Origin of the sequence: Granulicella paludicola, assembly GCF_025685545.1 — a bacterium.
Classification (GTDB): domain Bacteria; phylum Acidobacteriota; class Terriglobia; order Terriglobales; family Acidobacteriaceae; genus Granulicella; species Granulicella paludicola.
Genome location: NZ_JAGSYC010000021.1, coordinates 214166 through 235713, shown reverse-complemented (window position 1 = coordinate 235713; position 21548 = coordinate 214166). Strand labels below are relative to the sequence as shown.

Genomic DNA, 21548 nt, shown 5'->3' with positions numbered 1-21548 from the left:
CTTTCATGGAAACCCAGAACGACAGCGTAGAACCCACCCATCCGCGGCAAGAGGCTCCGAGCGAGAGACCTGCTGCGGCGGTTCAGTCGACCGGCGGATGGGCAAGCGGGCGGACGCTCTCGTCGCTCATCGTAGATCTGTCGGTGGCGGTGATCGTTTCGGCGGTGATCATCCTGTATCTGTACCAGCCGGTGCGGGTGGAAGGCACGAGCATGCTGCCGAACCTGGAGGACCAGGACCGCCTGTTCATCAACAAGTTTGCGTATCACATCGGCGCGATCCATCGGGATGACGTGGTGGTCTTTCTGTTTCCGGGCGATCATACGAAGAGCTACATCAAGCGCGTGATCGGATTGCCCGGCGACAAGCTACGGATAGAACGCGGGCAGGTCTTTGTGAACGACAAGGCTCTGCGGGAGCCGTATGTGCCGTTGAAGTATGAGGACGACCGCTCGCAGCCGGAGATGACGGTGCCGGACGGCGAATATTTCCTGATGGGGGACCATCGCTCCATCTCGAGTGACAGTCGCGATTTCGGTCCGGTGGACCGCGGCCTGATCTATGGCAAAGCGGCGTTCGTGTACTGGCCGATGGATCAGCTAGGCGTTGTGAAGTAACGCAGAGGATAGAAGCAGCAAAGTCAAGGCCCCCACGATGGAGGACTTTGGTTCATCAGCAACAGCTTGATGCTAGTAGTGGACGATCTCCGCGAAGGTGGTGGGGACGAGGCTTGCGCCGCCGACGAGCGCTCCGTCGATGTCCTCCTGCGCCATCAGCGAGGTGATGTTCTCCGGCTTGACCGAGCCTCCGTAGAGGATGCGGGTGTTGTCCGCGGTCTGCTGCCCGCAGCAACGGGAAAGCTCGGCACGGATGATGGCGTGAGCTTCGGAGGCGACCTCCGGGGAAGCTGTCGAACCGGTGCCGATGGCCCAGATAGGTTCATACGCGATGACGAGGCGACGGGCTTCGTTCGCTGAGATATTGCGCAGTGCGGCGCGGACCTGAGTGCGCAGGGTTTCTTCCGTCTTGCCATCTTCGCGTTCGGCCAGAAGTTCGCCGACGCAGACGATCGGCGTGATGCCGTGATTGATGGCAGCTTTCAGCTTGAGGTTGACGCGCTCGTAGGTCTCATTGAAGTACAGGCGCAGCTCCGAGTGACCGAGCAGTACGTGCCTGCAGCCGATGGAGACCAGCATCGTCGGCGAGGTCTGGCTGGTGTATGGGCCTTCATTCAGCCAGTGCATGTTCTGCGCACCGGCCCGGACGTTCGTGCCTTCGGCATGCTCGATTACATAGGCGAGAGAGCTCATGGTCGGGCAAACGACGATCTCGTCGCGGTCATGGCCTTCGACCATGGGAAGGAAGGCGTCGAGGAAGGCCAGCGACTCCTTGGGAGTCTTATACATCTTCCAGTTGCCGGCGATGAGGGGCTTACGCATTGCTGATTGGATGCTCCGTGTTTGCTGTCGGTCTGTGGAGATTACGGGGTATACAAAGCGAATGGCAAGAGCCAATCATCGGTTATCGGTAACGTGGCTGCTATTTGTCCGTGAGTGCTGCGACGCCGGGCAAGGTCTTGCCTTCCAGAAACTCGAGGCTTGCCCCGCCGCCGGTGGAGATATGCGTGATCTTGTCTGCCACGCCGGAGTTGTGCAGTGCTGCAACGGAGTCACCGCCGCCGACGATGGAGATGCAATCTTCGTTCTTTGCGAGTGCCTTGGCGATGGCGTTGGTGCCCTTTGCGAAGGGACTCAGTTCAGCGACGCCCATGGGGCCGTTCCAAACGACGGTGGCTGCGTCCGCGATCTCAGCGGCGAAGAGCTTGATCGTTTCGGGGCCGATGTCGAGCGCCATCATCTCAGCCGGGAAGGGCTCGGTACCAGAGAAGATCTTGGTTTTGGCATCGGCGGCGAACTTGTCGGCGAGCATGTGATCGACCGGCAGCAGGAACTTCACGCCCCGCTCTTCAGCCTTCTTCAGCGCGGCGCGTGCCACGTCGTACTTATCGGCTTCTACCAGTGACTTGCCGGTGGTCTGTCCCTGAGCGTTGAGGAAGGTGTAGGCCATGGCACCGCCGATAAGCAGCGAGTCGACCTTCCCTAGCAGAGAGTTGATGACCTCGATCTTGTCCGAGACCTTGGCGCCGCCAATGATCGCTACGAAGGGACGGTTCGGCTCGGTGACGGCCTTGCCAAGGTAGGTTAGTTCCTTCTCCATAAGAAGGCCAGCGGCCGACTGAGGGACAAAATGGGTGATGCCCTCAGTCGAGGCATGCGCGCGATGCGCAGCGCCAAAGGCATCGTTGACGTAGATGTCGCAGAGATTGGCAAGCTGCTTGGCGAACTCGGGATCGTTGGCCTCTTCTTCGGGGTGGAAACGAAGGTTTTCGAGCAGCAGTGTCTGCCCGTCTTCCAGATTATGCGCGAGCTCCATGGCGACTGGCCCAACGCAATCAGGAGCGAAGGCGACGTTCTCGTCGGGATCCATCACGTGATCAAGCAGCGTGCGCAGCCGCACGGCGATGGGCTTGAGGCTCATGCTATCTACTGGCTTGCCCTTGGGGCGTCCGAGATGCGCGGCGAGGATAACCTTGGCCTTGCGGCGCAGAGCGTACTCGATGGTGGGTATAGTCTCGCGGATGCGCGTGTCGTCGGTGATAGCGCCTTCTTTGGAAAGAGGCACGTTGAAGTCCACACGGATGAAGACGCGTTTGCCGGCAAGGTCGAGGTCGCGGATCGAGAGCTTAGACATTAGCTGTAAGGATAACCGATTCAGGTAGAGGATAAGCCCCTTATGGGGCATAAGAACTTCTGTTTGGACGCGACATTACAGAGAGGTTGAGAGTGAAGGTGGAGGCAACACATGGCAACCACCCCGATGATCGAGCAGGAAGCAGACAGGCAGCAAACAACGAAGGCGTTCGATAGCAGGACAGTGTTTTTGCTGGGGCTGCTAGTTGCAGGCAGCGGCCTCCTCTCGCCGCCGATCGCGCTGGTAGGTGGGGTAGCGTTTGGTTTCATGGTGGTGCATCCACTGCGAACGGAGAGTGCAAAACTGGCGAAGCTTCTGCTGCAGGCCTCGGTGGTGGCATTGGGTTTTGGCATGAATCTCAGAGAAGTCGTGCGCGCAGGGCGTTCGGGCTTTGCGTATACCGCAATCAGCATCTCAGTCGCGATGGCCCTGGGACTGCTGCTGGGACGTCTGCTCAAGGTCGGTGGCAAAGCCTCGTACCTCATCACGGCAGGCACGGCGATCTGCGGCGGCAGCGCGATTGCCGCGATCTCACCCATCACCTTAGCGAACGAAGAAGAGATCAGCGTTTCGATGGGTACGGTCTTTCTGCTGAACTCGATCGCCCTGCTGCTGTTCCCGGTGATTGGCCACCTGCTTCACCTGGATCAAAACCAGTTCGGCCTATGGGCGGCGCTCGCGATCCACGATACGAGTTCGGTGGTGGGCGCGGCGGCGACCTATGGCGGGCAGGCACTTGCCGTCGGCACGACGGTCAAGCTCGCCCGCGCGTTGTGGATCGTTCCGGTAAGCCTGCTTACGGCAGCCTTTATGGCGCAGTTGGCAAAGCGTAGCGGCGATGGAGGCAAGCGAGGTAGCGTGACGTTGCCCTGGTTCATTCTGATGTTTGTAGCTGCTGCGGCACTGAGCACATACCTGCCCAGGCTGCAGTCTGCCTTTGCGGCGGTCAATCATCTAGGCAAACTTGGCCTGACCGCAACGCTGTTCCTGATCGGCTCCAGCCTCTCAAGAAAGACGCTACAGCAGGTCGGTGTTCGGCCGCTGGTGCAGGGCGTGGTGCTGTGGACAATCGTCGAAGGCGGGTCTCTTGCGGCGATTTATTTCCGCATTATTTCGATTTAGCTCTACCGGTCGCACGCGGTGCCAGCGCCTCGGCGCGTTCCAGCACGAAGCGATGGAACGCACCGGTAACTCCCGTCGGCTCAGGCCCCAGACCTGTGGCGAGCGAGAACATCCGCGCAAGCTTCAACCCCTTCACTCTCGCTACATGCAGAGTGCCCAGCGCCAGTTGTGAGCGCACGGCCCAACGCGAAACGAAGGCTATGCCCAGCGCGGCTTCGACCGCTGAGAGCAGTCCTTCGGTGGAGTCGAAGGTCATGCGAATGTTCAGATCGCGCAGTCGCACACCGGCGGCCTCCAGCGCGTGTTCGACGATGCGGCGGGAGCCGGAGCCGATCTCGCGCGTAACGAACGTTGCCTGCTGCAGTTCGGCAAGCGAAACTTCCTCATCGGCCCACTCATGGCCGGCGGGCACTACGCACACCATATGGTCCTCCATGAACGGCACCAGGTGAACGTCCTGACGCATTGGCGGACCTTCGATCAGCGCGAGGTGTGCCTGGCCTGAGGTCAGCGCCTCCAGCGCCTGCTGCGTATTACCGCCGAGGATGGCAATGTCCACCTTCGGATGCTCTGCGAGAAACCCAGCGATCAGCCGTGGCAGCAGATACTGCCCCACGGTCTGGGAGGCCGCCAGCGTCAGCTTGCCCGCGTTGCTGGTCGAGGTCGCAGCGACGGCCTCGCGAGCCTCGTTCGCAAGCGCGGCCAGCTGTTTTGCGAACGGTAGCAGCGCAACACCTGCCGCCGTGAGTGCAACCTTGCCTGCCGCACGTGTGAATAACGCAGCGTCCAGTTCGGCTTCCAGAGCCTTGATCTGTTGCGTCACCGCAGGCTGAGTCAGAAGCAACTCCTCCGCTGCGATGCGGAAGTTGAGGTGATGTGCGACTGTTCGAAAGACCTTGAGGCGGAAGTTTTCCATGGGGATTGTGACGATGATATCGACAGGCAATGTGTTCACGAAGGTAGAGCCTGAGCGGCTCCACCTTCTGCAGGTTATGGGATAAGAGCTTCGGCTTCGATTTCGACGCGCCACTTGGGGTTGAGCAATGCGGCAACAACCATGGTGCTGGCTGGGCGAATGGTGCCGAAGACCTCGCCGTGGGCGCGACCAATCTCTTCCCAGTCCTCGGCGCGTGCGAGGAACATGCGGGTGCGGTAGACGTTCTCAAAGGTGGCCCCGGCGCTGGTAAGCGCGGTCTCTATCAGCTTGAGGACCGTGCGTGTCTGCTCGGCGGGTGAGAGTTCCTCTGCTCCAACGGGGCCAGTACCCGAGACGTGGACGGTATTGCCGATTCGGACGGCGCGCGAGAAGCCAATAATTGGCTCGAAGGGGGATGTGCCGGGGATATTGGTGCGTGTCATGTAGTTAGGGTATCGCGGCAGCGTGGGGAAGTGTTGTTAACCAACCGGCGGGTGGCACGTTGTTAGGTCATAAGAGTTTTTACGGCGTGAGCCGGATCAGGAGATCGTGATGCCGACAATGAAGGTCTGGGTGCAGAGTTTGGTGCTGATGATGGTGGCGATGCCTGCGGTGTCGCAGCAGAAGACCACTCCTATGGCAAAGAGTGCGAAGGTGGAGCCGGCAGCCTCGCTGACGACGGCAGATCAGGGAGAGACCCAACAGAAGCTGCTCGCGTTGCTAAAGGTGAGTCCCACGTTGGCGCGCGTGGTGGCCGACGACCCGACGTTGCTAAGCGATCAGGATTACATCGCTCGCTATAACCCGGAATTATCTCAGTTTCTACAGGAGCATCCTGAGGTTGGGCGAAACCCGCAGTTCTATCTGTTCAGCGATCTGCGTGAGCAGGGACACAGGGACTATCAACTGTTGCAGCCTAAGACCGGCTTCGATATGCAGCGCGAGCATGAGGTGCATCCAGGGCTCCGTATGTTCATGGACTCAGTTGGACCGTTTCTGGTTTTCCTCTGTGTGGCGGGTGTGATGGTCTGGTTGATTCGTATGCTCCTGCAGAACCGGCGGTGGGGCAAGATCTTCAAAATGCAGAGCGAAGTACATGGTCAGCTGATCGAGCGATTTGGCAATAGCCAGGAGTTGATGAGCTACATGCAGACGGATGCGGGCAAGCGTTTCCTTGAGGCGGCTCCGATCGCCACGGAGTTCGACCAGAAGCGCCTTCCGAATGTAGTAAGTCGAGTGCTGACCTCTCTACAGGTGGGTGTCGTATTGGCGATGCTCGGGATCGGCCTCTTGCTGGTCCGTCACGGAGCGCGGCTGGATGGGGATGTTCGGATCGGTTTGCTGGTGCTGGGAATGTTGATGCTGATGCCGGGCATTGGATTTATCCTGTCGGCAGCGGCAACATGGGTGCTGGCGAAGCGGCTGGGCCTTATGCCTGATGTACGGACCTCCGCTGCTATGCAGGAGCGGCTGTGAGCCGCGATGCCCATAGCAAGTTGTTGGCGAGGCGCAAGTGACGATCTGGGAACAATTCGTACCTGTAGCGAAGCCCGGCGAAACGACGGTTGTGCTGCCCATGGATAGAGAGGCCTTCGCTGGTTTCTATGAACGGGTAGCGCGACCGCTGTGGGCCTATCTGGCTCGGACCTCCGGCGATCCCGGTCTGGCCGATGACCTGATGCAGGAGAGCTTCGTGCGCTTTCTCTGTGCCGATACAAAGACGGCTGGCGATATTGAAGCCCGGCGTTATCTCTTTCGGATAGCTTCGAACCTGCTGAAAGACCACTGGCGTCGCCGCACTGCGAGCTCGATCGAAGACCTGCCCGAGGGTGCATTTGCTTCGCAGACAAGCGCGATTCAGATGGATTCGGACGCTCTGCTGGCACCGGCGATGGCAAAGATGAAGCCACGGGAGCGGCAGATGCTGTGGCTCGCGTACGCCGAAGGTTACTCGCATAAGGAGATCGCCGAGGTGATGGGCGTTGGTACGACCAGTGTGCGTCTCTTGCTGTTTCGCGCTCGCAAAAAGATGGCCGGGATGCTGGCTGCGGAGGGCGTATGAGCTTGATGCGCAAAGACGAGGAAAACCAGATTCTGCGTGAGGCGATGCAGTCGGCGAAATCTGCGGCAATGCCACAGGCACGATTGGAGCCAGCGGAACTGGTTTGGTGGCGGGCTCAGCTTCGAAAGCGGCAGGCGGCGCTGGAAAAGGTCAGTGCGCCGGTGCGTGGCGTACAGGAGTTTACCGCCGCTCTTGTACTCTGCGTGGCGGCGGTCGTCGCCATATCGGGATGGGGAGGGCTGCTAAAGCCGCTGTTGTCGACTGCTGGCTTAGTGGGTTTGGGAATGGTGGTGGTGCTCGCCGGGGTCGTGGTGTATCTGACCCTCGAGCGAGAGTAGTTCTGGGGTCCGCCCCTGTATCATCTGGAACACAGCAGGTAGAGGCTCATCAGGTATGTGTTTTTCAGCGACGGCGAACTTTGTGGGCAGCGGTGTGCTTGGGACGGTTGGTGTGATGACACTGACGAAGGTGAAGCACTGGCGTGAACTCCTGTTTGCGTCGTTGCCCACTCTGTTTGCGCTGCATCAGTTCATGGAGGGTTTCGTCTGGCTGGGGCTTGACGGCTATCTGTCCGCACAGATGGTGCACAATATGGGCGCGGCATTCGTCTTGTACGCACAGGGACTGATGCCTTTCCTCATCCCCCTCAGCGTAATGCTGTTTGAGCAGACGCGCGCGCGCCGAAGATCGATGATGCCCTTCGTCGTGCTTGGCGGGTTGCTGACGCTGTTCATGCTGTGGGGACTGACAGCGTATCCATTGCAGATTTCGGTAGAGCATAACAGCATCGTGTATGTGAACCAGGGCACGAATCACACGTGGATTGCGGTGCTGTATGTAACTGCCGTGTGCGGGTCTCTGTTCTTCTCGAAGGTGAATGCCATGGTGTGGTTTGGTGTCGCAAACATGGTGATTTTGCTGATCACGATGGCCGTGCGCCGGTATGCGTTCACCTCGGTGTGGTGCGCGTATGCGGCCGTGGCCAGCGTAATCATTCTGGCGTACTTCTGGAAGAGCGAATCGATGCGGCCTTACCCATATTTACAAGCGTAGGTCGCTCTGCGATCGGGTTGGCGGGCTCTCTGCGATGGCAGAGGGCCCGCTCCGCGTTTAGAGAACATTGCACTTGACGTTTGTTGTGTCCAGCAATTATTGTCGTGCGGCTTCGAGATAGGGCGCCCCCTGCGTAGTGAAATTGAACGCTATGAGGGGGCAATCCATCCGTTTGGAGCCTGGATCGACCCGGAATAATTCGTAGTCCGTGCAAACGACTGCGATCCGCTAGACGAAGGTGGGGGCAGCGACGATCGAGCAGCGGGACTTCATCGCTCGACGCCAAGGAAAGGCTGGAGACTGGACATGAATTCGACAACAAAACACTCGAAGTATGCTTGTGACGAACGACTCAACAGGGGGCGCGTATTTCGCGCTGCACTTCTCTTCCTGCTCGCCCTTTGCCTTTCGCATGGGATGATGCAGGGCCAGGCTGTCAGCGGCACAATGGTGGGAACGGTTTCTGATCCGACGGGCGCTGTCGTATCGAACGCGCAGGTGACCGTCACACTGACTGGGCAGAGCACGAACTATCAGACCGTAACCAATGACAGCGGTAACTTCACGCAGCCGAATCTGCCGTCTGGCACGTACAACGTAGCAATTACGGCGACAGGCTTCAAGAAAGTAGTACGCGAAAATATCGTCGTGGAGACGAACACGACGGCTCGTGTGGATGCGACGCTGGAAACGGGAGCGGCGACTGACACGGTGACCGTCACCACCGCGCCGCCGCAGCTGCAGACGGACCGAGCCGATATATCAACGACGCTCGAGTCCAAACAGATTGCCGACCTGCCGCTGACGAGCGGCAACAGCTTTCAATCGCTGTTGACCACCGTTCCCGGTATGGCACCTCTCACGTTCAACAACTCGCAGTTTTTCAATGCAAACAACGACATCTCTACGAACGCAAACGGCCAATCGACGTACGTAAATCTGTATCAGATTGAAGGCATTGACGACGATCAGCGCACGGGCATCCACATCATCCTGGTGCCGCCAGCCAATGCTATCCAAAACGTCGACATCACTACAAACAACTTCGAGGCGGAGTTTGGCCGCGCCATTGGCACAGTTGTGAACGTGACGCTGAAGTCGGGTACGAATCAGTGGCACGGCAACGTGTTCCAGAACATGCAGAACAACGGCGTGAATGCGAAGCCCTATTTCCAGTCGGCGCGCAATGGGCGTCTCGTTTACAACTACTCCGGCGCTTCGGCTGGTGGTCCGATCCTCAAGGACAAGCTGTTTATCTTTGGCGATGTACTGCGGGTTTCGGATCACGAAGAAGCGAATACGCTGACGAATATTCCGTTTTATAACGTGGTCGGCAACAGCTTGAGCCTCGCGGGATATCCTGGTCAGGTCTATGACCCGAATACTGGCGACACAGCTGACTGTCTCCCGGGTGCGGCGACCCCCGCGAACTGTGGCGCGGGACGCACAGCATTTGCAGGGAACGTCATTCCGCTCAGCAACGCAGGCCTCAGCCCAATCTCGCTGAAGGTATTTCAGCAGATTGACGCTCTTGCACGAAACCCTGCGACAAATCAGAACTACCAGACGTACATCAACGGCACGACCAGCAATAACTTTTCGGCGAACCTGCCGTTTCATAAGGACATCTGGAGCTATGACATCAAGAGCGATTACAACATCAGCTCTAAAGACCATCTGAGTGGTCGCTTCAGTCATCAGCACATCAACATCCTTCAGGCCCCGACCTTCGGCTCCTTTTTGGGAGGCCCGTCGGGCGGCGGCTTTGAAGCAAGCGGCATTGCGAACGCATACAGCACGGGCGTGAACTATGAGCACACGTTCTCTCCGAAGCTGTTCACTGAGTTCCGCGCCGGTGTCGCTCACCTGCGCAACGTCGCAACCCAGACAGACTACGGCGTGAACGATGCGCGCACACTCGGTATCCCCGGTAACGGTCCCAACGGGACAAACAACACGGCGACCACCAGCGGTCAGATCGCCTGGCAGGTTTTCAATTTTGTAGGCAATGGCGAGGGTTCGGGCAATCCACTCATCGGATACTCTCCTTCGTTGCCGTGGGTCCGCGCAGAATCGAACATCGACGTCGCGAACAACTGGACCAAGCTGCTCGGCAACCATCAGATCAAGGCGGGCGTCGATGTTCGCCGCATCCGCGATGACTTATTGCAGGGCAACAACAACGCAGCTGCAGGCACGTTCTATTTCCAGGAGAATCAGACGTCATCACCTTCAGCGACCAGCAAAGGTCAGGCGAACGACTTTGCCAGTGTTCTGTTCGACGTGCCTTACCAGGTCGGTCAAGACACGAACAGCACCTTCCCGGCGTATCGCCAGACGTGGCTATTCTTCTTTGCGTCCGACAAATGGCAAGCGACTCCAAAGCTGACGCTCGACTACGGTGTTCGTTGGGAGCTGTATCCTCCAGCGACGCCTCGTAAGCCGGGCGGCTTCGTCAACTACAACCCGAGCACCAACAATCTTGTCGAGGCAGGCGTTGACGGCAATCCTTCTAACCTCGGCATGAAGACCAACTATGATTTGTTTGCTCCGCGCACTGGACTTGCCTATCGCGTCAACCAGGACCTGGTTGTTCGCGCCGGGTATGGCATCAGCTATGTGCCTTTCGTCGACAACACCTATGCGTACAACTATCCCATCAAAACCAGCACGGGCTATAACAACGGACCGACCTATGGCCCCGCGCTGAATCCCGCCGGTGGCGTGGTTAACTTCGTCACAGGTATCCCCGCCACGCCTACTGCAACGTTCGGTTCGAACGGAACTCTGTTTGAAGCAGCGGGCAGCCAGCTGCTTGCGCTCAGCAATCTTTACGTCCCACTGAACTTCAAGAACCCGACAGTCCATTCGTGGAATGTTGTAGTGCAGCAGGCTCTGCCACATGACAACTCGCTGCAATTGGCGTACGTGGCGAATCATGGCACTCGCATCAGCATCGAACAGAACATCAACATCCCAAGCGTCTACGGTGAAAGCGGAACGTACGACCCACTCAACCATGCAGCGGACGGTGTGACTACAACCTTCGGTAAGACGGCTGGCGTAACGCAGTATTTCTACGGCAGCTCTACAAACTATCAATCGCTGCAAGTACAGTTAGTGCGTCGCTTCCACAATAGCCTCGGATACACGATGGCATATACGTTTGGTAAGGCGCAGGGCTATGTCACCGGAGGACAGACTGGTGGCTTGTTCTATGGCTTCTCAGCTCCGAATCCGCATCAGAACTACTCACTGCTGGACTTCGACCGCACCAACAACCTGTCTGCTACTGTCACCTATGAACTCCCTGCGGGCAAGAATCATAAGTACTTCAGCTCGGGCATCGGCAACTATGCTTTGGGCGGATGGAAGGTGTCTGCGGTGATTCAGGGTGTCTCTGGCCTGCCGTTCTCGATTACGGGTACGAGCCCGACTCCGGGTGTAACGCAGACAGCAAACCAGACCGGTCCGTACCAGGTGACTCATGGCGTCACTCGGACGGCCCAGACGGGTTCGCCCACGTGGTTCAATCCTGCATCGTTCTCTGCTGCACCTACCTGCGCCTATAACGCAGTCACAAAGGCAGCCTGCCCTCTGGGAACCACGGGCCGAAATCAGTTTCGTGGACCAGGCTACTTCTCCGATAACGTGTCGCTCTTCAAATCTTTCCCGATCCATCACGATTGGGCGGTTGAAGCGCGTCTGGATGCGTTCAACATGACGAACACGCCGGAGTTCGCTAACCCGACCTCAAGCGTCACTTCTAGCAATTTCGGTAAAATCACGTCGACTCTGGGTTCAGGCTCGGGGAACGTGAACGGAGTTGGTGGTCCGCGTGTCCTGCAAGCAGCAGTGAAGATCAGCTTCTAGGATCGGACCTGACTTCAAACGGCAGAGCCTCGCGTCCGGGATGGTGCGAGGCTCTGCCATTTGCTGTTAGCGAATATTTATTTGTGACTATCAGGGCTCGCATCTGCACAAGCGCGCGAGCCGTACAATCAGGACGATAGATTTACCCGTGAAAGCAGGAACCAAAATGCGTATCTCTCGGCGTGGATTTGTAGGTGGGCTTGGTGCCGCTACCATAGCAGCGGCGTTTCCGTTACGCGCTTTAGCAGCGGGCGCGAAGTTCAAGATCGGTGTGATCTCGGATGAGATCTCCCAGGACTTCGATCATGCCTGCTCGGTCATCGCGAACGACTTCGGCCTGCACTACGTGGAACTGCGCGAGATCTATGGCAAGAACCTCCAGCAGTCGAGCGAGGACGATCTGGCAAAGGCCGAGCAGGTTCTCGCAAAGTACAAATTGACCGTTACTGACATTGGCAGTCCGCTCTTCAAGGTGAACTTCCCCGGCGCGCCACACTCGCAGTATGCGTCGAAGGAAGACCTGCACGGAGCCGACGAGGCGAACTACAAGCAGCAGGATGAGGTGTTGGATAAGTCGATTGAGCTGGCAAAGCGCTTCAAGACGAACAAGGTGCGCTGCTTCGACTTCTGGCGCATCGACGACGTGAAACCCTACCGAGCTGCCATCAACGCAAAGCTGTACGACTCCGCGGAGAAGTCCGGCAAGCAGGGTGTCATGCTGGTGCTCGAAAATGAGTTTGCGTGCAACACTGCGACCGGCAGAGAGGCTGCCGCTACGCTGGCCGGCGTAAAGTCAAAGTACCTCGCTCTGAACTGGGATCCAGGTAACGCGGTGATGCGCGGAGAACTGGATGCGTTTCCGGGTGGCTGGGACGTGCTGCCGAAGGATCGCATTCATCACTGCCACGTCAAGAACGCCGTGAAGGATGCGGCAGGGAAGACGGTCTGGTCGCCGGTGGACATTGGCTACATTGATTGGGCGGCTCAGTTCAAGGCGCTGGAGGGCATCGGCTACTCCGACGCGGTGAACCTGGAGACGCATTGGAAGGATGGCAATAGCCCCGAAAGCTCGACTCGAACCAGTTGGGCTGGCATGAAGAAGCGTCTGGTAGAGGCTGGAGCAATGTAGCTCAGTCAAGCTTCTTTTGTGAGGCTGCGATCTGTGCTTCAAGATCGACGATGCGTTGTCGCAGAGGGGCTATGTGCGGCTCAAGTTCCGCGGCTGTGTAGCGCGGAGTTATGTGCTGCGGACAGTTCCAGTCGAAGCCTTCCACATGAATCAGAATCGCTCTTTCGATCGTTGCGTTAGGTTCGTTGGTGCGCAGCTGTTCCATGAGACGCAGAGATTCGGTTTCATTCTCGTGAACTTCGGCGCAACCAAGGATTTTGAGCCGCGTCTGTTTCGGGTAGTCCATGAAGAAGAGGGCAACACGGTTGTCATGGTGGAGGTTGCCGAGCGAGATGTACTGCTTGTTTCCTCGCAGGTCTGCAAAGCCTAGCAGTGAAGGACTGAGGACGTGTACGAAGCCTGGGGGGCCACCACGATGCTGGATATAGGGCCAACCAGTCTCTGATACAGAGGCCATATAAAAGCTGTCGCGTAGCGCGAGGAAGTGCTGCTCGTCAGGGCCAAGGGTGTTCTGAAAGTCGTCGTTTTGCTGCATGCGCTCGTACTGGCGCTCGCTGCCATGCTTTTCCTGTTCGGCTTTGACTGATGGAGTAAAGGCGAGTTCATAAAAGCGCTGAGGCATGTTCGTCCGATGCTCCCTGGTGGTTTCGACTTGGTACGTAGCAGTGATCCAGCTTTCCGAACAAGAGAGCAATCCGTGTTCGGTTCATGCAGAAACACTACAGCGCAGCTTGAATCCTGAAAAGCAGAATCCTTCGCTGCGCTGTGGGCAAATCGTAAATTACGGTCTTACAAACCCTTCTTCACGAGGAAGAGGATAAGGTCCTTGACACGGCTGGAGTAACCCCACTCGTTGTCGTACCAGCTGATGACTTTGCCGGTGTTGCCGACGACCTTCGTCAGCTTACTGTCGACGATGGAGGAGAGCGGGTTGCCGCGGAAGTCGGTCGAGACCAGTTCTTCATCGGTGAAGCCGAGGATGCCCTTCAGAGGGCCTTCGCTGGCGGTCTTGAGTGCGGAGTTGATGCTCTTCACGTCGATGGGCTTGGCCGAGGTGAAGGTGAGGTCGACGACCGAGACGTTGGGTGTCGGGACGCGGATGGCGAAGCCGTCCAGCTTGCCGTCCATGGCCGGGATGACGAGCTTCAGGGCCTTGGCGGCTCCGGTGGAGCTCGGGATCATGCTGAGAGCCGCAGCACGAGCGCGGCGCAGGTCCTTATGCGGGGTGTCGAGGATGACCTGATCGTTGGTGTAGCTATGAATCGTGGTCATGATGCCGCTCTCAATGCCGAAGGTGTCGTTCAGCACCTTGACGACGGGAGCGAGGCAGTTCGTCGTGCAGCTAGCGTTCGAGATGACATTGTGCTTCGCAGCGTCATACTTGTCGTCGTTCACGCCGAGCACGACGGTGATGTCTTCGTTTGTGGCCGGGGCCGAGATGATGACCTTCTTTACGGTCGTGCCGAGGTGGGCCTTGGCCTTCTCCGCGTCGGTGAAGAAGCCAGTCGACTCGACGACGATCTCTGCGCCGACAGAGGCCCAGTCGAGCTGTGCAGGGTCGCGCTGCGCGAACACCTTGATGGCCTTACCGTCGACGATGATGGAGTCCTCCGTCGCTGAGATTTCGTTCTTCAGGTTGCCGAGGATGGAGTCGTACTTGAGCAGGTGGGCCAGTGTGGCCGGAGTGGTGAGGTCGTTGACCGCTACGAATTCGATGTCGGGGTTGCCGAGAGCGGTACGGAAGACGTTACGACCGATGCGGCCGAAGCCGTTGATGCCTACCTTAACTGCCATGTTCTTGTGGTTCTCCTTAATCACTTTAAGGATACCAAAGCGTGACAGGCGAGCGAGCAAATAGGGGTGCCTTGTATGCACAACTTTTGCTGCACAGGGGCAGGTGTGTTACAAAGCAGACATATGCGCGATTGGTTGCGCGACACACTCATGAGAAGACGCTCCAAGCGTGGACCGAATGATTCGGAGTCCACGGGCAAGATTGGGCAGGAGATTCCTGCAAACCAGCCGGCACCCCTTAGGCCTTCGTATCCTGAGCCACTGCCTGTTGCACACGCCGAACCGGTAGCCGAGGCTCCCGAGGTTGACGTGGCACCGGTAGAGGCGGCAGTGGCAACCGAGGCTCTTCAAGCGGAACAGCCAGCCCCAACACTGCAGATTGTGCATGAGACACAGCCTGAGTCGTTGGCGACCCCGCCAGCGGAGCCACAGGCCGTCCCCGCTCGGTCTCCGCGTGGCTACGTGGTGCTCACCATCGGTCTGCCGGGCTCCGGTAAGACGACCTGGTATAAACGCCGTGGCGTGCAGCCGCTTTCGAGCGATATGCTGCGCAACATCCTTTTCGATGACATCACAGAGCAGCGTTACCAGGGTCTCGTCTTCAGCACGCTGCGCAGTCTGCTGCGCGCACGCCTGATCGCGAAGATGCCCTGGAACTATGTCGATGCCACCAACCTCAGCCCGCACGAGCGCCGTCAGTGGATCAAGATGGCGAAGAGCTTTGGCTATGAGGTGCAGGCGGTATTCTTCGACGTTCCTCTTGCCGTATGCCTGGAGCGCAATTCGAAGCGTGATCGCCAGGTGACGGACGAAGTGATGCACAAGATGTCCGAACGCCTGCGTCCACCGACCTTCAAAGAAGGCTTCGACAAGATCACCGTGGTCCGCGTCAAGGGCGCCGCTCCGGCTGGCGAACCGGGAGCAGCGGCTGAGGTCCAGCCCGAGTCGGTCGAGAGCTAAGCAGTTTTGTAACGGAGTCCGATGGCCACCCAGAAGGTCGAGTTCGCGCATGTGAGCTTCGAGACCGGACCGGGTGGCCGTCAGCTTTTAGCAGACATCTCGCTGACCATCGAAGCAGGCACGACGACGGCGCTGCTGGGTCGCAGTGGCAGTGGAAAGACGACCCTGCTACGAACGGTGAACGCTCTGGTACGCCCGACCAGCGGTAAGGTGGTCATCGGCGGGCAGGATGTTGCGGTTGCCGATGTGATCAGCCTGCGACGCGGGATTGGTTACGTGATCCAAGAAAGCGGACTCTTTCCGCAGATGACCATCGAGCGCAACGTGGGCATGGCGCAGGAACTTCTCGGAAAATCAAAGAGTGACATCTCAACGAAGGCCACGGAGATGCTGAAGCTGGTCGGCCTGCCTGAGGACGTAGCGAGCCGTTATCCATGGCAACTCAGCGGAGGCCAGCGGCAGCGCGTCGGACTCGCGCGTGCTCTCGCGAATGCTCCACAAGTTCTCCTGATGGATGAGCCGTTTGGAGCGCTCGACCCACTTACGCGCGCAGAGATGCAGACGATGTTGCGCGAACTTCTGCGTCGCGTTGGCGTGACGACGGTGCTGGTAACGCACGATCTCGACGAGGCGCTTTATCTTGCTGACCGCGTAGTCTTTCTCGACGCGGGTCGCGTCGTGGCGGAGATGGCTTCAACGGACGTGCGTTCGAGCGACAGTGAGGCGGTACGCCGTTACGTGGCCGCCGCGCATCGCAGCGAGGTCGCGCCATGAGCGAGTTCCTGCAGCGCTATGGAGCGCTTATGGCTCGGCTTACCTTTGAGCATGTATGGCTTACGGCGAGCGCTATGCTGTTTGCCATTGCGATTGGGCTGCCCGTTGGCATATGGCTCACAAGGCACGAGCGCTGGGCGCGTCCGGTTCTCGGCATCGCGAACGTGCTGCAGACGATTCCCAGCCTCGCCCTCTTCGGTCTGCTGCTGCCTGTGCCGTTCCTCGGTGATCGTGCCGCTCGCCTCGCCATCGTAGCGCTGACCGGCTACGCGCTGTTGCCCATTCTGCGCAATACCTACGCAGGCATCCGCAGTGTGGATGCGGCCTTGATCGACGTAGCCAACGCGCTCGGTATGACGGGCTGGCAGCGGCTGACGAAGGTGGAGCTGCCCATGGCGGCCAGCGTGATTCTGGCTGGGCTTCGCACCGCTACCGTCACCTGCGTCGGCGTTGCGACTATCGCTGCGGCGATTGGAGCGGGTGGTCTGGGGGAATTGATCTTCCGCGGTGTGGCGAGCGTCGACAACAGCCTGGTCCTTGCCGGTGCGGTTCCAGCAGCCTTGCTCGCGCTCTGCGCTGATGGAGTGCTCGGCTTCGCAGAGAAGCGCCTCGTGGTGCGGCGGTGAGAGTCATCATGAGCCAGTCAGCAAGCAGGTGCTTCGCTAAGCTCAGGATTACAAGGTTCATTGGTGTGATTGTTCTTTTGAGTGCGCTCACCGCCTGCGCCCCGCCACGCTCTTCGCACATCGTCATTGGCGCAAAGGACTTCACCGAGCAGGTCGTGCTCGGCGAGCTGCTTGCACAGGAGATCGAGGCCGCAGGTGGCGGCCCCGTCGAACGCCGCTTCTGGCTCGCTGGCAGCTATCTCTGCCAGCAGGCCCTCGTCTCCGGCCGTATCGATGGTTATGTGGAGTACACCGGGACCGCGCTCACAGCCATCTTGAAGCAGCCTCTTGATCGCGATGCGGCAAGAGTCGATGCGACCGTGTCGCGGCTCTATGCTCAGCGCTATCAGGTGAAAGTCGGACCCAGCCTGGGCTTCGAGGATACGTTTGCCATGGTTGTGCGAGGCAGCGATGCGCGGCGGCTTGGGCTGCGCACGATCTCGGATGTGACACGGCATCCGGAGATTGCCCGCCTCGGCGTAGGTTATGAGTTTGCGGAGCGTCCAGACGGCCTACGCGGTCTCAGCGCAGCGTATGGGCTGCACTTCTCCGGGGATCCCCGGACGATGGAGCTCGGCCTTCTCTATCGATCGCTGGCAGCGAAACAGGTGGACATCGTCGCGGGTAACTCGACCGACGGCGCGATCAAGGCACTCGACTTCGTCGCGCTTGCCGATGACCGGCACTACTTTCCACCGTACGAAGCTGTGCCGCTGGTGCGCGAGGACTCCCTGCAGCGCTGGCCGCAGATCGGCGTGGCCATGCAGCGACTCGCCGGCAAGGTCAGTGCCGATGAGATGCGCTCCATGAATCTCGCCGTCGAATCGCAGCACCGGGATGTAGGCGAGGTCGTGCGAAATTTTCGTGCCCGCAAAGGTCTGTAATCCTCCGCGCGCGAAGGACTTACACTGCTGGTATGAAGCGATGCATAACCGTGTTCAGTCTGTCCGTGCTGCTGGCTGGCTGCAAGGGTAAACAACCGAATGATATGTCAGCCAACACGCCGCAAACGGCGACCGCGACGCCACAGGTGAGCGCTTCGACGCCGTCCCCTGCACAACCTCAAGGGCCGCTGGCATCGGCTGCCTCCGCCGCAGTGGGCACGCCGCGATGGGACTGGCAGAAGTACGACGAGGAGAACTTCGAGACGCAGCCTTCGCAGGGGCGTGTGTTTGCCGTGCCGGAGAACGCGACGCGGCTACGCGTTCAGCTGACCGCCAGCTCGCCGATAGATGCAGCGGCGATGACACGTGACGTCTTCAAAAGTGCGAAGGGCGTCGTACGTGAAGACAGGCTGGTGCGGCAGCCGTGCGCGACGATCGGAGTGCAGCAGGAAACGGCTACATGTTCCCTAGATCCGAAAGAGTCGATCGTGTATGTTGTCCGTGACAGACGTGCTCTTTCTGCAGACCCTGTAGCTATCGCGATGTTGGAGCGGAGCGCGAAGAGGAGTGGACGCGCGCCAGCCATGTTGGCTTCCGACAAGATTCATGTGGTGCTGTCCGTGTGGGCGTGTATGGCCAATTGCAGTGCGTCGGGAGCGAGCGCTCGATGACAACTCAGGTAGAACCGTGGCTGCGTGGGACGCTGACCGAGGTCGAACCGGTGCGGCGCGCCGTGCTGCATGCGCTTGAGCTGGCAGTAGAAGATGCGGAGCGCTGGGTCGTTGGCTTGAGCGAAGTCGAGATTGTGGCGCGCCCACATGGCTTGCCTTCGGTAGCGTTTCAGCTGCGGCATATGGCGCGATCGCTTGATCGTTTGCTGACCTACGCAGAGGGTAAGCCTCTGGATGAGACTCAGCTGGCTGCGTTGGGCGCGGAGATGGGCGAGGGTGGCTCTGCAGGCGAAGCGCTCGCGGAGTTCCGTAACGGCCTGATGCGAGCAACGGAACGGGTACTCGCTGCATCGCCCGCGAGCTTTGCGGACGCGCGTGGCGTGGGTCGCAAAGGCCTGCCTACGACGGTTGCCGGTTTGCTGATTCACTGTGCTGACCATACGCAGCGACACAGCGGTCAGATGGTGACTACTGCGAAGGTTGTGCTGGCCGCTCGGCCTTGATTACTCCGGGCAGGTCGAAGCATCGCCGCTGATCATGCAGGCTCTGTCGTAGTAGAGGACACCGTTGTGCTGCTGGTAGTCGAGGATCGTGCGGCGTCCGTTGGCTGAGGGTGCCGAGACCATCACCTTGTTGCCTGGGCCGGTCTTGCCGGGCTGAGGCGAGCCTGCGAGTGCTTCGGTCATCACGCGCCCCTTGAGAGTTCCGATAGAGGGCATCTCGACGCCGAGGATGTGCGCTACGGTGGGCGTGATGTCGATATTGCCGACCGGGTCGGGATCGACGAAGCCCTTCTTGAAGTCGGGGCCAATGGCGGCCATATTGTTCCACGTCTGGTCGCGGCCGAACCCGCCGTGCATGCCCTGACCTTCCTGCAGGTTCGTGTCGGAGACCTGGATGCCGGATTGGAGGTCGCCGTTCTTTAGGTAGAAGTGCTTGAAGGTGACGGCAATCGCGGGTGTTGGCAGCTTCGTCGCTCCCTTCAGAGCGAGGATGCTGAGCGGCAGAGCTCCGGGGCAGGAGACTGCCGTTGGGCAGTACGTGTCGTCTGCGAAGATGCCGCCGACGTAGTCGAGGTCAGCAAGCGTGGCTATGGTTTCCTTCACGATCTCGGGATCTTTCGATGGCACGTAGATGAGGTCGGAGCCGCCGTTGGAGGCGACGATGAGCCGAGCGTCGGAGCCGTCAAGCTTGTTGACCTGTTCGCCTAGAAGCGCGCTCCCGAGTGCAGGGTACTGCGACTTCTCACCGCTCAGAGGAACTTCGGCGTACACCGAATCGCCACTGGTGGCGCGCTTCGCAGGGTCGAAGAGGCGCTGGCGGGTGAACAGCGCGAGGTCGATTGCCAGGAAGCCTGTAGGAAGCGTCGCTGCGGGCTCGGGTTTGTCCTTGCCGACAGCTTCGTAGGTGAGCGCTGCGGATGGCGTGCCGACATTCGCGCCTTCGGCGTCGAGTTCGCGGCGGCTGATGGTCGCAAAGCCGTGATCGCTGGTGACGAGGATGTCCGTGTTGGCTTTGATCGCGGGATGTTTGTCGAGCCACTCGATCAGCTGGGCTAGTTCGTGATCGGCATTGCGGAGAGCGAGGCGAACCGTTTCGCCGTTGATGCCAGGCGAAAGCTTCTGCAAGCTGTCTCCGTTGTTGTGCTGCGTGCCGTCGGGATCGCGCGACCAGAAGAGGATGACGAAGGGCTTGTTCGCCTCGGCGAAGCTGGGCAGGATGACCTTGGTCGTGACATCGGAGAACCATTGAGACTGCACAACGTTGGCAGAAAGCGTTCCGGGCGTGATGGCATCGCCGCCGAAGCCGTTCGACCACTTCGAGGTGTCAGGATAACCGTTCGTGCGGAGCGGAGCTTCGGTTGCGAGGCCGGAGTGCTGAAGGCGGTCAGCGAAGTCGAGCGGCAGCGGGACGCTTTCTGCGTGGCCGGTTGAATCGTCAACGATGATCGATTCGGGCAGATCCATCTGGCCTAGCTCGTTGCGCTTCACGGACGGGATGAGCTGGATCGCCGTGGGGCCGAGCTTGCCGACGGCTGCTACGCTGTATCCTGCGTTGTGCGCGGCAGTGAGCAGCGTGGTTTCGCCGAGGTAGTTGCCGTTGAAGGCTGCATTCATGCTGGCGAGAACGGCGTCGTTCTCGAGGAAGGGAGCGATGCTGCCGTTTGCCGCTGGCGTGCGCGGTTCGGCGAGGTAAAGACCTGGATAGATGACGTTGGAGAAATCGCCTGTGTCGCCGAGCGCGTGGCCTGTGGCGATGACCGAGGCGTTCGCGGTGGTGAAGGTCGGGAAGACGGAGTGCGAGTTGCGCAGATCGACGCCTTCCGTGCGGAGCTTGTAGAGCGTTGGCATGTCTTCGGGCGTCACAGAGCCGCGTCGAAGGCCGTCAGCGACGAAGAGGATGACGTTATGGCGCGGCTTCGTTGCGGGCTTCTCCGTAGTCTGCGCGCCGGAGATTGAGGCGGTAAGAAGGCAGGACGAGAGAAGTACGAGCTTGCGGGCGATGGCCATGTGCGTCATGCCTCTTATTATCGACGAGGCGCGATGAACAGTCCTTGAATCGTGGTGCGGTACCCCCCTCCCCCCCATACATTCGGTATCAAAGTCTTGAGCGGAGAGAAGTTAGGTCTAGAGCTTGTGCGGCTGGAGGTCTGATTCGCGGTTTAAGTACGGCGGCCCGGCTTGTGGCCGGGCCGCTGTTTTGTTCTCTGTATCCAGTATAGAAGGTTGAGGATAGTGAATGTGCAAATTTTTTCTGGTCGAAATCGTCAATGTTGACGAGGGTTTTCGCGTTTTTATGGAGCGATGGGGGCTTGACATGAATTGGGACGGTGGCGCGATGAAGCACCTGCATCCCGTTCATGCGCGATGAGGCTGCGCATGAACGGGGCGCCC

The 21548-nt window shown here is 59.3% G+C and carries 21 protein-coding genes; 14 read left to right on the top strand and 7 right to left on the bottom strand.

Going from position 1 to position 21548, the window contains the following annotated elements:
• Positions 1–5 precede the first annotated feature (5 nt).
• Positions 6–617 (top strand): signal peptidase I, encoded by a 612-nt coding sequence (gene lepB / locus OHL14_RS05455; RefSeq protein ID WP_263378313.1) that lies wholly within the window; start codon positions 6–8, stop codon positions 615–617.
• A 72-nt stretch (positions 618–689) separates the two neighbouring features.
• On the opposite strand, the gene tpiA is transcribed toward lepB, so the two are convergent.
• Together tpiA and OHL14_RS05445 are read right to left on the bottom strand one after the other, a co-directional pair.
• Positions 690–1439, bottom strand: coding sequence for a triose-phosphate isomerase (tpiA, locus tag OHL14_RS05450; protein WP_263378312.1), 750 nt, complete (start codon positions 1437–1439; stop codon positions 690–692).
• Between the two features lie 100 nt (positions 1440–1539).
• Positions 1540–2751, bottom strand: coding sequence for a phosphoglycerate kinase (locus OHL14_RS05445; RefSeq protein ID WP_263378311.1), 1212 nt, complete (start codon positions 2749–2751; stop codon positions 1540–1542).
• 111 nt (positions 2752–2862) lie between these two features.
• Between OHL14_RS05445 and OHL14_RS05440 the strand changes: the two genes are divergently transcribed.
• Positions 2863–3873 carry a YeiH family protein gene (locus OHL14_RS05440; protein ID WP_263378310.1) on the top strand — a complete coding sequence of 337 codons (1011 nt, stop codon included), beginning with the start codon at positions 2863–2865 and terminating at the stop codon, positions 3871–3873.
• Here the strand turns inward: OHL14_RS05440 and OHL14_RS05435 are convergent.
• Positions 3860–4828, bottom strand: a complete 969-nt coding sequence (locus OHL14_RS05435; protein WP_263378309.1) for a LysR family transcriptional regulator — start codon at positions 4826–4828, stop codon at positions 3860–3862. The two genes, OHL14_RS05440 and OHL14_RS05435, sit on opposite strands and share 14 nt — an antisense overlap.
• 35 nt (positions 4829–4863) lie before the next feature.
• Entirely contained in the window at positions 4864–5232 is a 369-nt protein-coding gene (locus OHL14_RS05430) for a RidA family protein (protein WP_263378308.1), read from the bottom strand.
• Positions 5233–5341: 109 nt separating this feature from the next.
• Between OHL14_RS05430 and OHL14_RS05425 the strand changes: the two genes are divergently transcribed.
• The 6 genes from OHL14_RS05425 (at position 5342) to OHL14_RS05400 (ending at position 12906) form a co-directional block, all read left to right on the top strand.
• Positions 5342–6265: a hypothetical protein gene (locus tag OHL14_RS05425; RefSeq protein ID WP_263378307.1), complete on the top strand. Its 924-nt coding sequence runs from the start codon at positions 5342–5344 to the stop codon at positions 6263–6265.
• Between the two features lie 37 nt (positions 6266–6302).
• Positions 6303–6851: an RNA polymerase sigma factor gene (locus OHL14_RS05420; RefSeq protein ID WP_263378306.1), complete on the top strand. Its 549-nt coding sequence runs from the start codon at positions 6303–6305 to the stop codon at positions 6849–6851.
• On the top strand, positions 6848–7189 hold the full coding sequence (locus OHL14_RS05415) for a hypothetical protein (protein WP_263378305.1): 342 nt from the start codon (positions 6848–6850) through the stop codon (positions 7187–7189). Before OHL14_RS05420 ends, OHL14_RS05415 begins: the two co-directional genes overlap by 4 nt.
• Positions 7190–7244: 55 nt before the next feature.
• Complete coding sequence (locus OHL14_RS05410) at positions 7245–7904, top strand: DUF6629 family protein (protein WP_263378304.1); 660 nt, start codon at positions 7245–7247, stop codon at positions 7902–7904.
• Positions 7905–8210: 306 nt separating this feature from the next.
• Positions 8211–11777, top strand: a complete 3567-nt coding sequence (locus tag OHL14_RS05405) for a TonB-dependent receptor (protein WP_263378303.1) — start codon at positions 8211–8213, stop codon at positions 11775–11777.
• A gap of 166 nt (positions 11778–11943) precedes the next feature.
• Positions 11944–12906: a sugar phosphate isomerase/epimerase family protein gene (locus OHL14_RS05400; protein WP_263378302.1), complete on the top strand. Its 963-nt coding sequence runs from the start codon at positions 11944–11946 to the stop codon at positions 12904–12906.
• A 1-nt stretch (position 12907) separates the two neighbouring features.
• On the opposite strand, the gene OHL14_RS05395 is transcribed toward OHL14_RS05400, so the two are convergent.
• A complete protein-coding gene (locus OHL14_RS05395) occupies positions 12908–13528 on the bottom strand; it encodes a pyridoxamine 5'-phosphate oxidase family protein (protein ID WP_263378301.1) in 621 nt (206 codons plus the stop codon).
• Positions 13529–13695: 167 nt separating this feature from the next.
• On the bottom strand, positions 13696–14700 hold the full coding sequence (gene gap, locus OHL14_RS05390; protein WP_263378300.1) for a type I glyceraldehyde-3-phosphate dehydrogenase: 1005 nt from the start codon (positions 14698–14700) through the stop codon (positions 13696–13698).
• Between the two features lie 123 nt (positions 14701–14823).
• Here gap and OHL14_RS05385 point away from each other — a divergent pair, with 123 nt between their 5' ends.
• The 6 genes from OHL14_RS05385 to OHL14_RS05360 all read left to right on the top strand — a co-directional run bounded on the left by OHL14_RS05385 (position 14824) and on the right by OHL14_RS05360 (position 19157).
• Entirely contained in the window at positions 14824–15660 is an 837-nt protein-coding gene (locus OHL14_RS05385; protein WP_263378299.1) for an AAA family ATPase, read from the top strand.
• Positions 15661–15681: 21 nt separating this feature from the next.
• Positions 15682–16434 (top strand): ATP-binding cassette domain-containing protein, encoded by a 753-nt coding sequence (locus OHL14_RS05380; protein ID WP_263378298.1) that lies wholly within the window; start codon positions 15682–15684, stop codon positions 16432–16434.
• A complete protein-coding gene (locus OHL14_RS05375) occupies positions 16431–17060 on the top strand; it encodes an ABC transporter permease (RefSeq protein ID WP_263378297.1) in 630 nt (209 codons plus the stop codon). The genes OHL14_RS05380 and OHL14_RS05375 overlap by 4 nt, the downstream gene beginning before the upstream one ends.
• A 65-nt stretch (positions 17061–17125) precedes the next feature.
• Positions 17126–17983, top strand: coding sequence for a glycine betaine ABC transporter substrate-binding protein (locus OHL14_RS05370; RefSeq protein ID WP_317890394.1), 858 nt, complete (start codon positions 17126–17128; stop codon positions 17981–17983).
• A 32-nt stretch (positions 17984–18015) separates the two neighbouring features.
• Entirely contained in the window at positions 18016–18654 is a 639-nt protein-coding gene (locus OHL14_RS05365) for a putative periplasmic lipoprotein (protein WP_263378295.1), read from the top strand.
• Positions 18651–19157, top strand: coding sequence for a DinB family protein (locus tag OHL14_RS05360; protein ID WP_263378294.1), 507 nt, complete (start codon positions 18651–18653; stop codon positions 19155–19157). The genes OHL14_RS05365 and OHL14_RS05360 overlap by 4 nt, the downstream gene beginning before the upstream one ends.
• On the opposite strand, the gene OHL14_RS05355 is transcribed toward OHL14_RS05360, so the two are convergent.
• The gene (locus tag OHL14_RS05355) at positions 19158–21173 is read right to left on the bottom strand and encodes an alkaline phosphatase family protein (RefSeq protein WP_263378293.1); all 2016 of its coding nucleotides are present in this window, start codon (positions 21171–21173) and stop codon (positions 19158–19160) included.
• Positions 21174–21548: the final 375 nt, after the last annotated feature.

Bases quoted from the DNA above. Each gene is read 5' to 3' on its own strand.
- lepB (WP_263378313.1), top strand. From the start codon at position 6: ATGGAAACCCAGAACGACAGCGTAGAACCCACCCATCCGCGGCAAGAG.
- tpiA (WP_263378312.1), bottom strand. From the start codon at position 1,439: ATGCGTAAGCCCCTCATCGCCGGCAACTGGAAGATGTATAAGACTCCC.
- OHL14_RS05445 (WP_263378311.1), bottom strand. From the start codon at position 2,751: ATGTCTAAGCTCTCGATCCGCGACCTCGACCTTGCCGGCAAACGCGTC.
- OHL14_RS05440 (WP_263378310.1), top strand. From the start codon at position 2,863: ATGGCAACCACCCCGATGATCGAGCAGGAAGCAGACAGGCAGCAAACA.
- OHL14_RS05430 (WP_263378308.1), bottom strand. From the start codon at position 5,232: ATGACACGCACCAATATCCCCGGCACATCCCCCTTCGAGCCAATTATT.
- OHL14_RS05425 (WP_263378307.1), top strand. From the start codon at position 5,342: ATGCCGACAATGAAGGTCTGGGTGCAGAGTTTGGTGCTGATGATGGTG.
- OHL14_RS05415 (WP_263378305.1), top strand. From the start codon at position 6,848: ATGAGCTTGATGCGCAAAGACGAGGAAAACCAGATTCTGCGTGAGGCG.
- OHL14_RS05410 (WP_263378304.1), top strand. From the start codon at position 7,245: ATGTGTTTTTCAGCGACGGCGAACTTTGTGGGCAGCGGTGTGCTTGGG.
- OHL14_RS05405 (WP_263378303.1), top strand. From the start codon at position 8,211: ATGAATTCGACAACAAAACACTCGAAGTATGCTTGTGACGAACGACTC.
- OHL14_RS05400 (WP_263378302.1), top strand. From the start codon at position 11,944: ATGCGTATCTCTCGGCGTGGATTTGTAGGTGGGCTTGGTGCCGCTACC.
- OHL14_RS05395 (WP_263378301.1), bottom strand. From the start codon at position 13,528: ATGCCTCAGCGCTTTTATGAACTCGCCTTTACTCCATCAGTCAAAGCC.
- gap (WP_263378300.1), bottom strand. From the start codon at position 14,700: ATGGCAGTTAAGGTAGGCATCAACGGCTTCGGCCGCATCGGTCGTAAC.
- OHL14_RS05385 (WP_263378299.1), top strand. From the start codon at position 14,824: ATGCGCGATTGGTTGCGCGACACACTCATGAGAAGACGCTCCAAGCGT.
- OHL14_RS05380 (WP_263378298.1), top strand. From the start codon at position 15,682: ATGGCCACCCAGAAGGTCGAGTTCGCGCATGTGAGCTTCGAGACCGGA.
- OHL14_RS05375 (WP_263378297.1), top strand. From the start codon at position 16,431: ATGAGCGAGTTCCTGCAGCGCTATGGAGCGCTTATGGCTCGGCTTACC.
- OHL14_RS05365 (WP_263378295.1), top strand. From the start codon at position 18,016: ATGAAGCGATGCATAACCGTGTTCAGTCTGTCCGTGCTGCTGGCTGGC.
- OHL14_RS05360 (WP_263378294.1), top strand. From the start codon at position 18,651: ATGACAACTCAGGTAGAACCGTGGCTGCGTGGGACGCTGACCGAGGTC.
- OHL14_RS05355 (WP_263378293.1), bottom strand. From the start codon at position 21,173: ATGACGCACATGGCCATCGCCCGCAAGCTCGTACTTCTCTCGTCCTGC.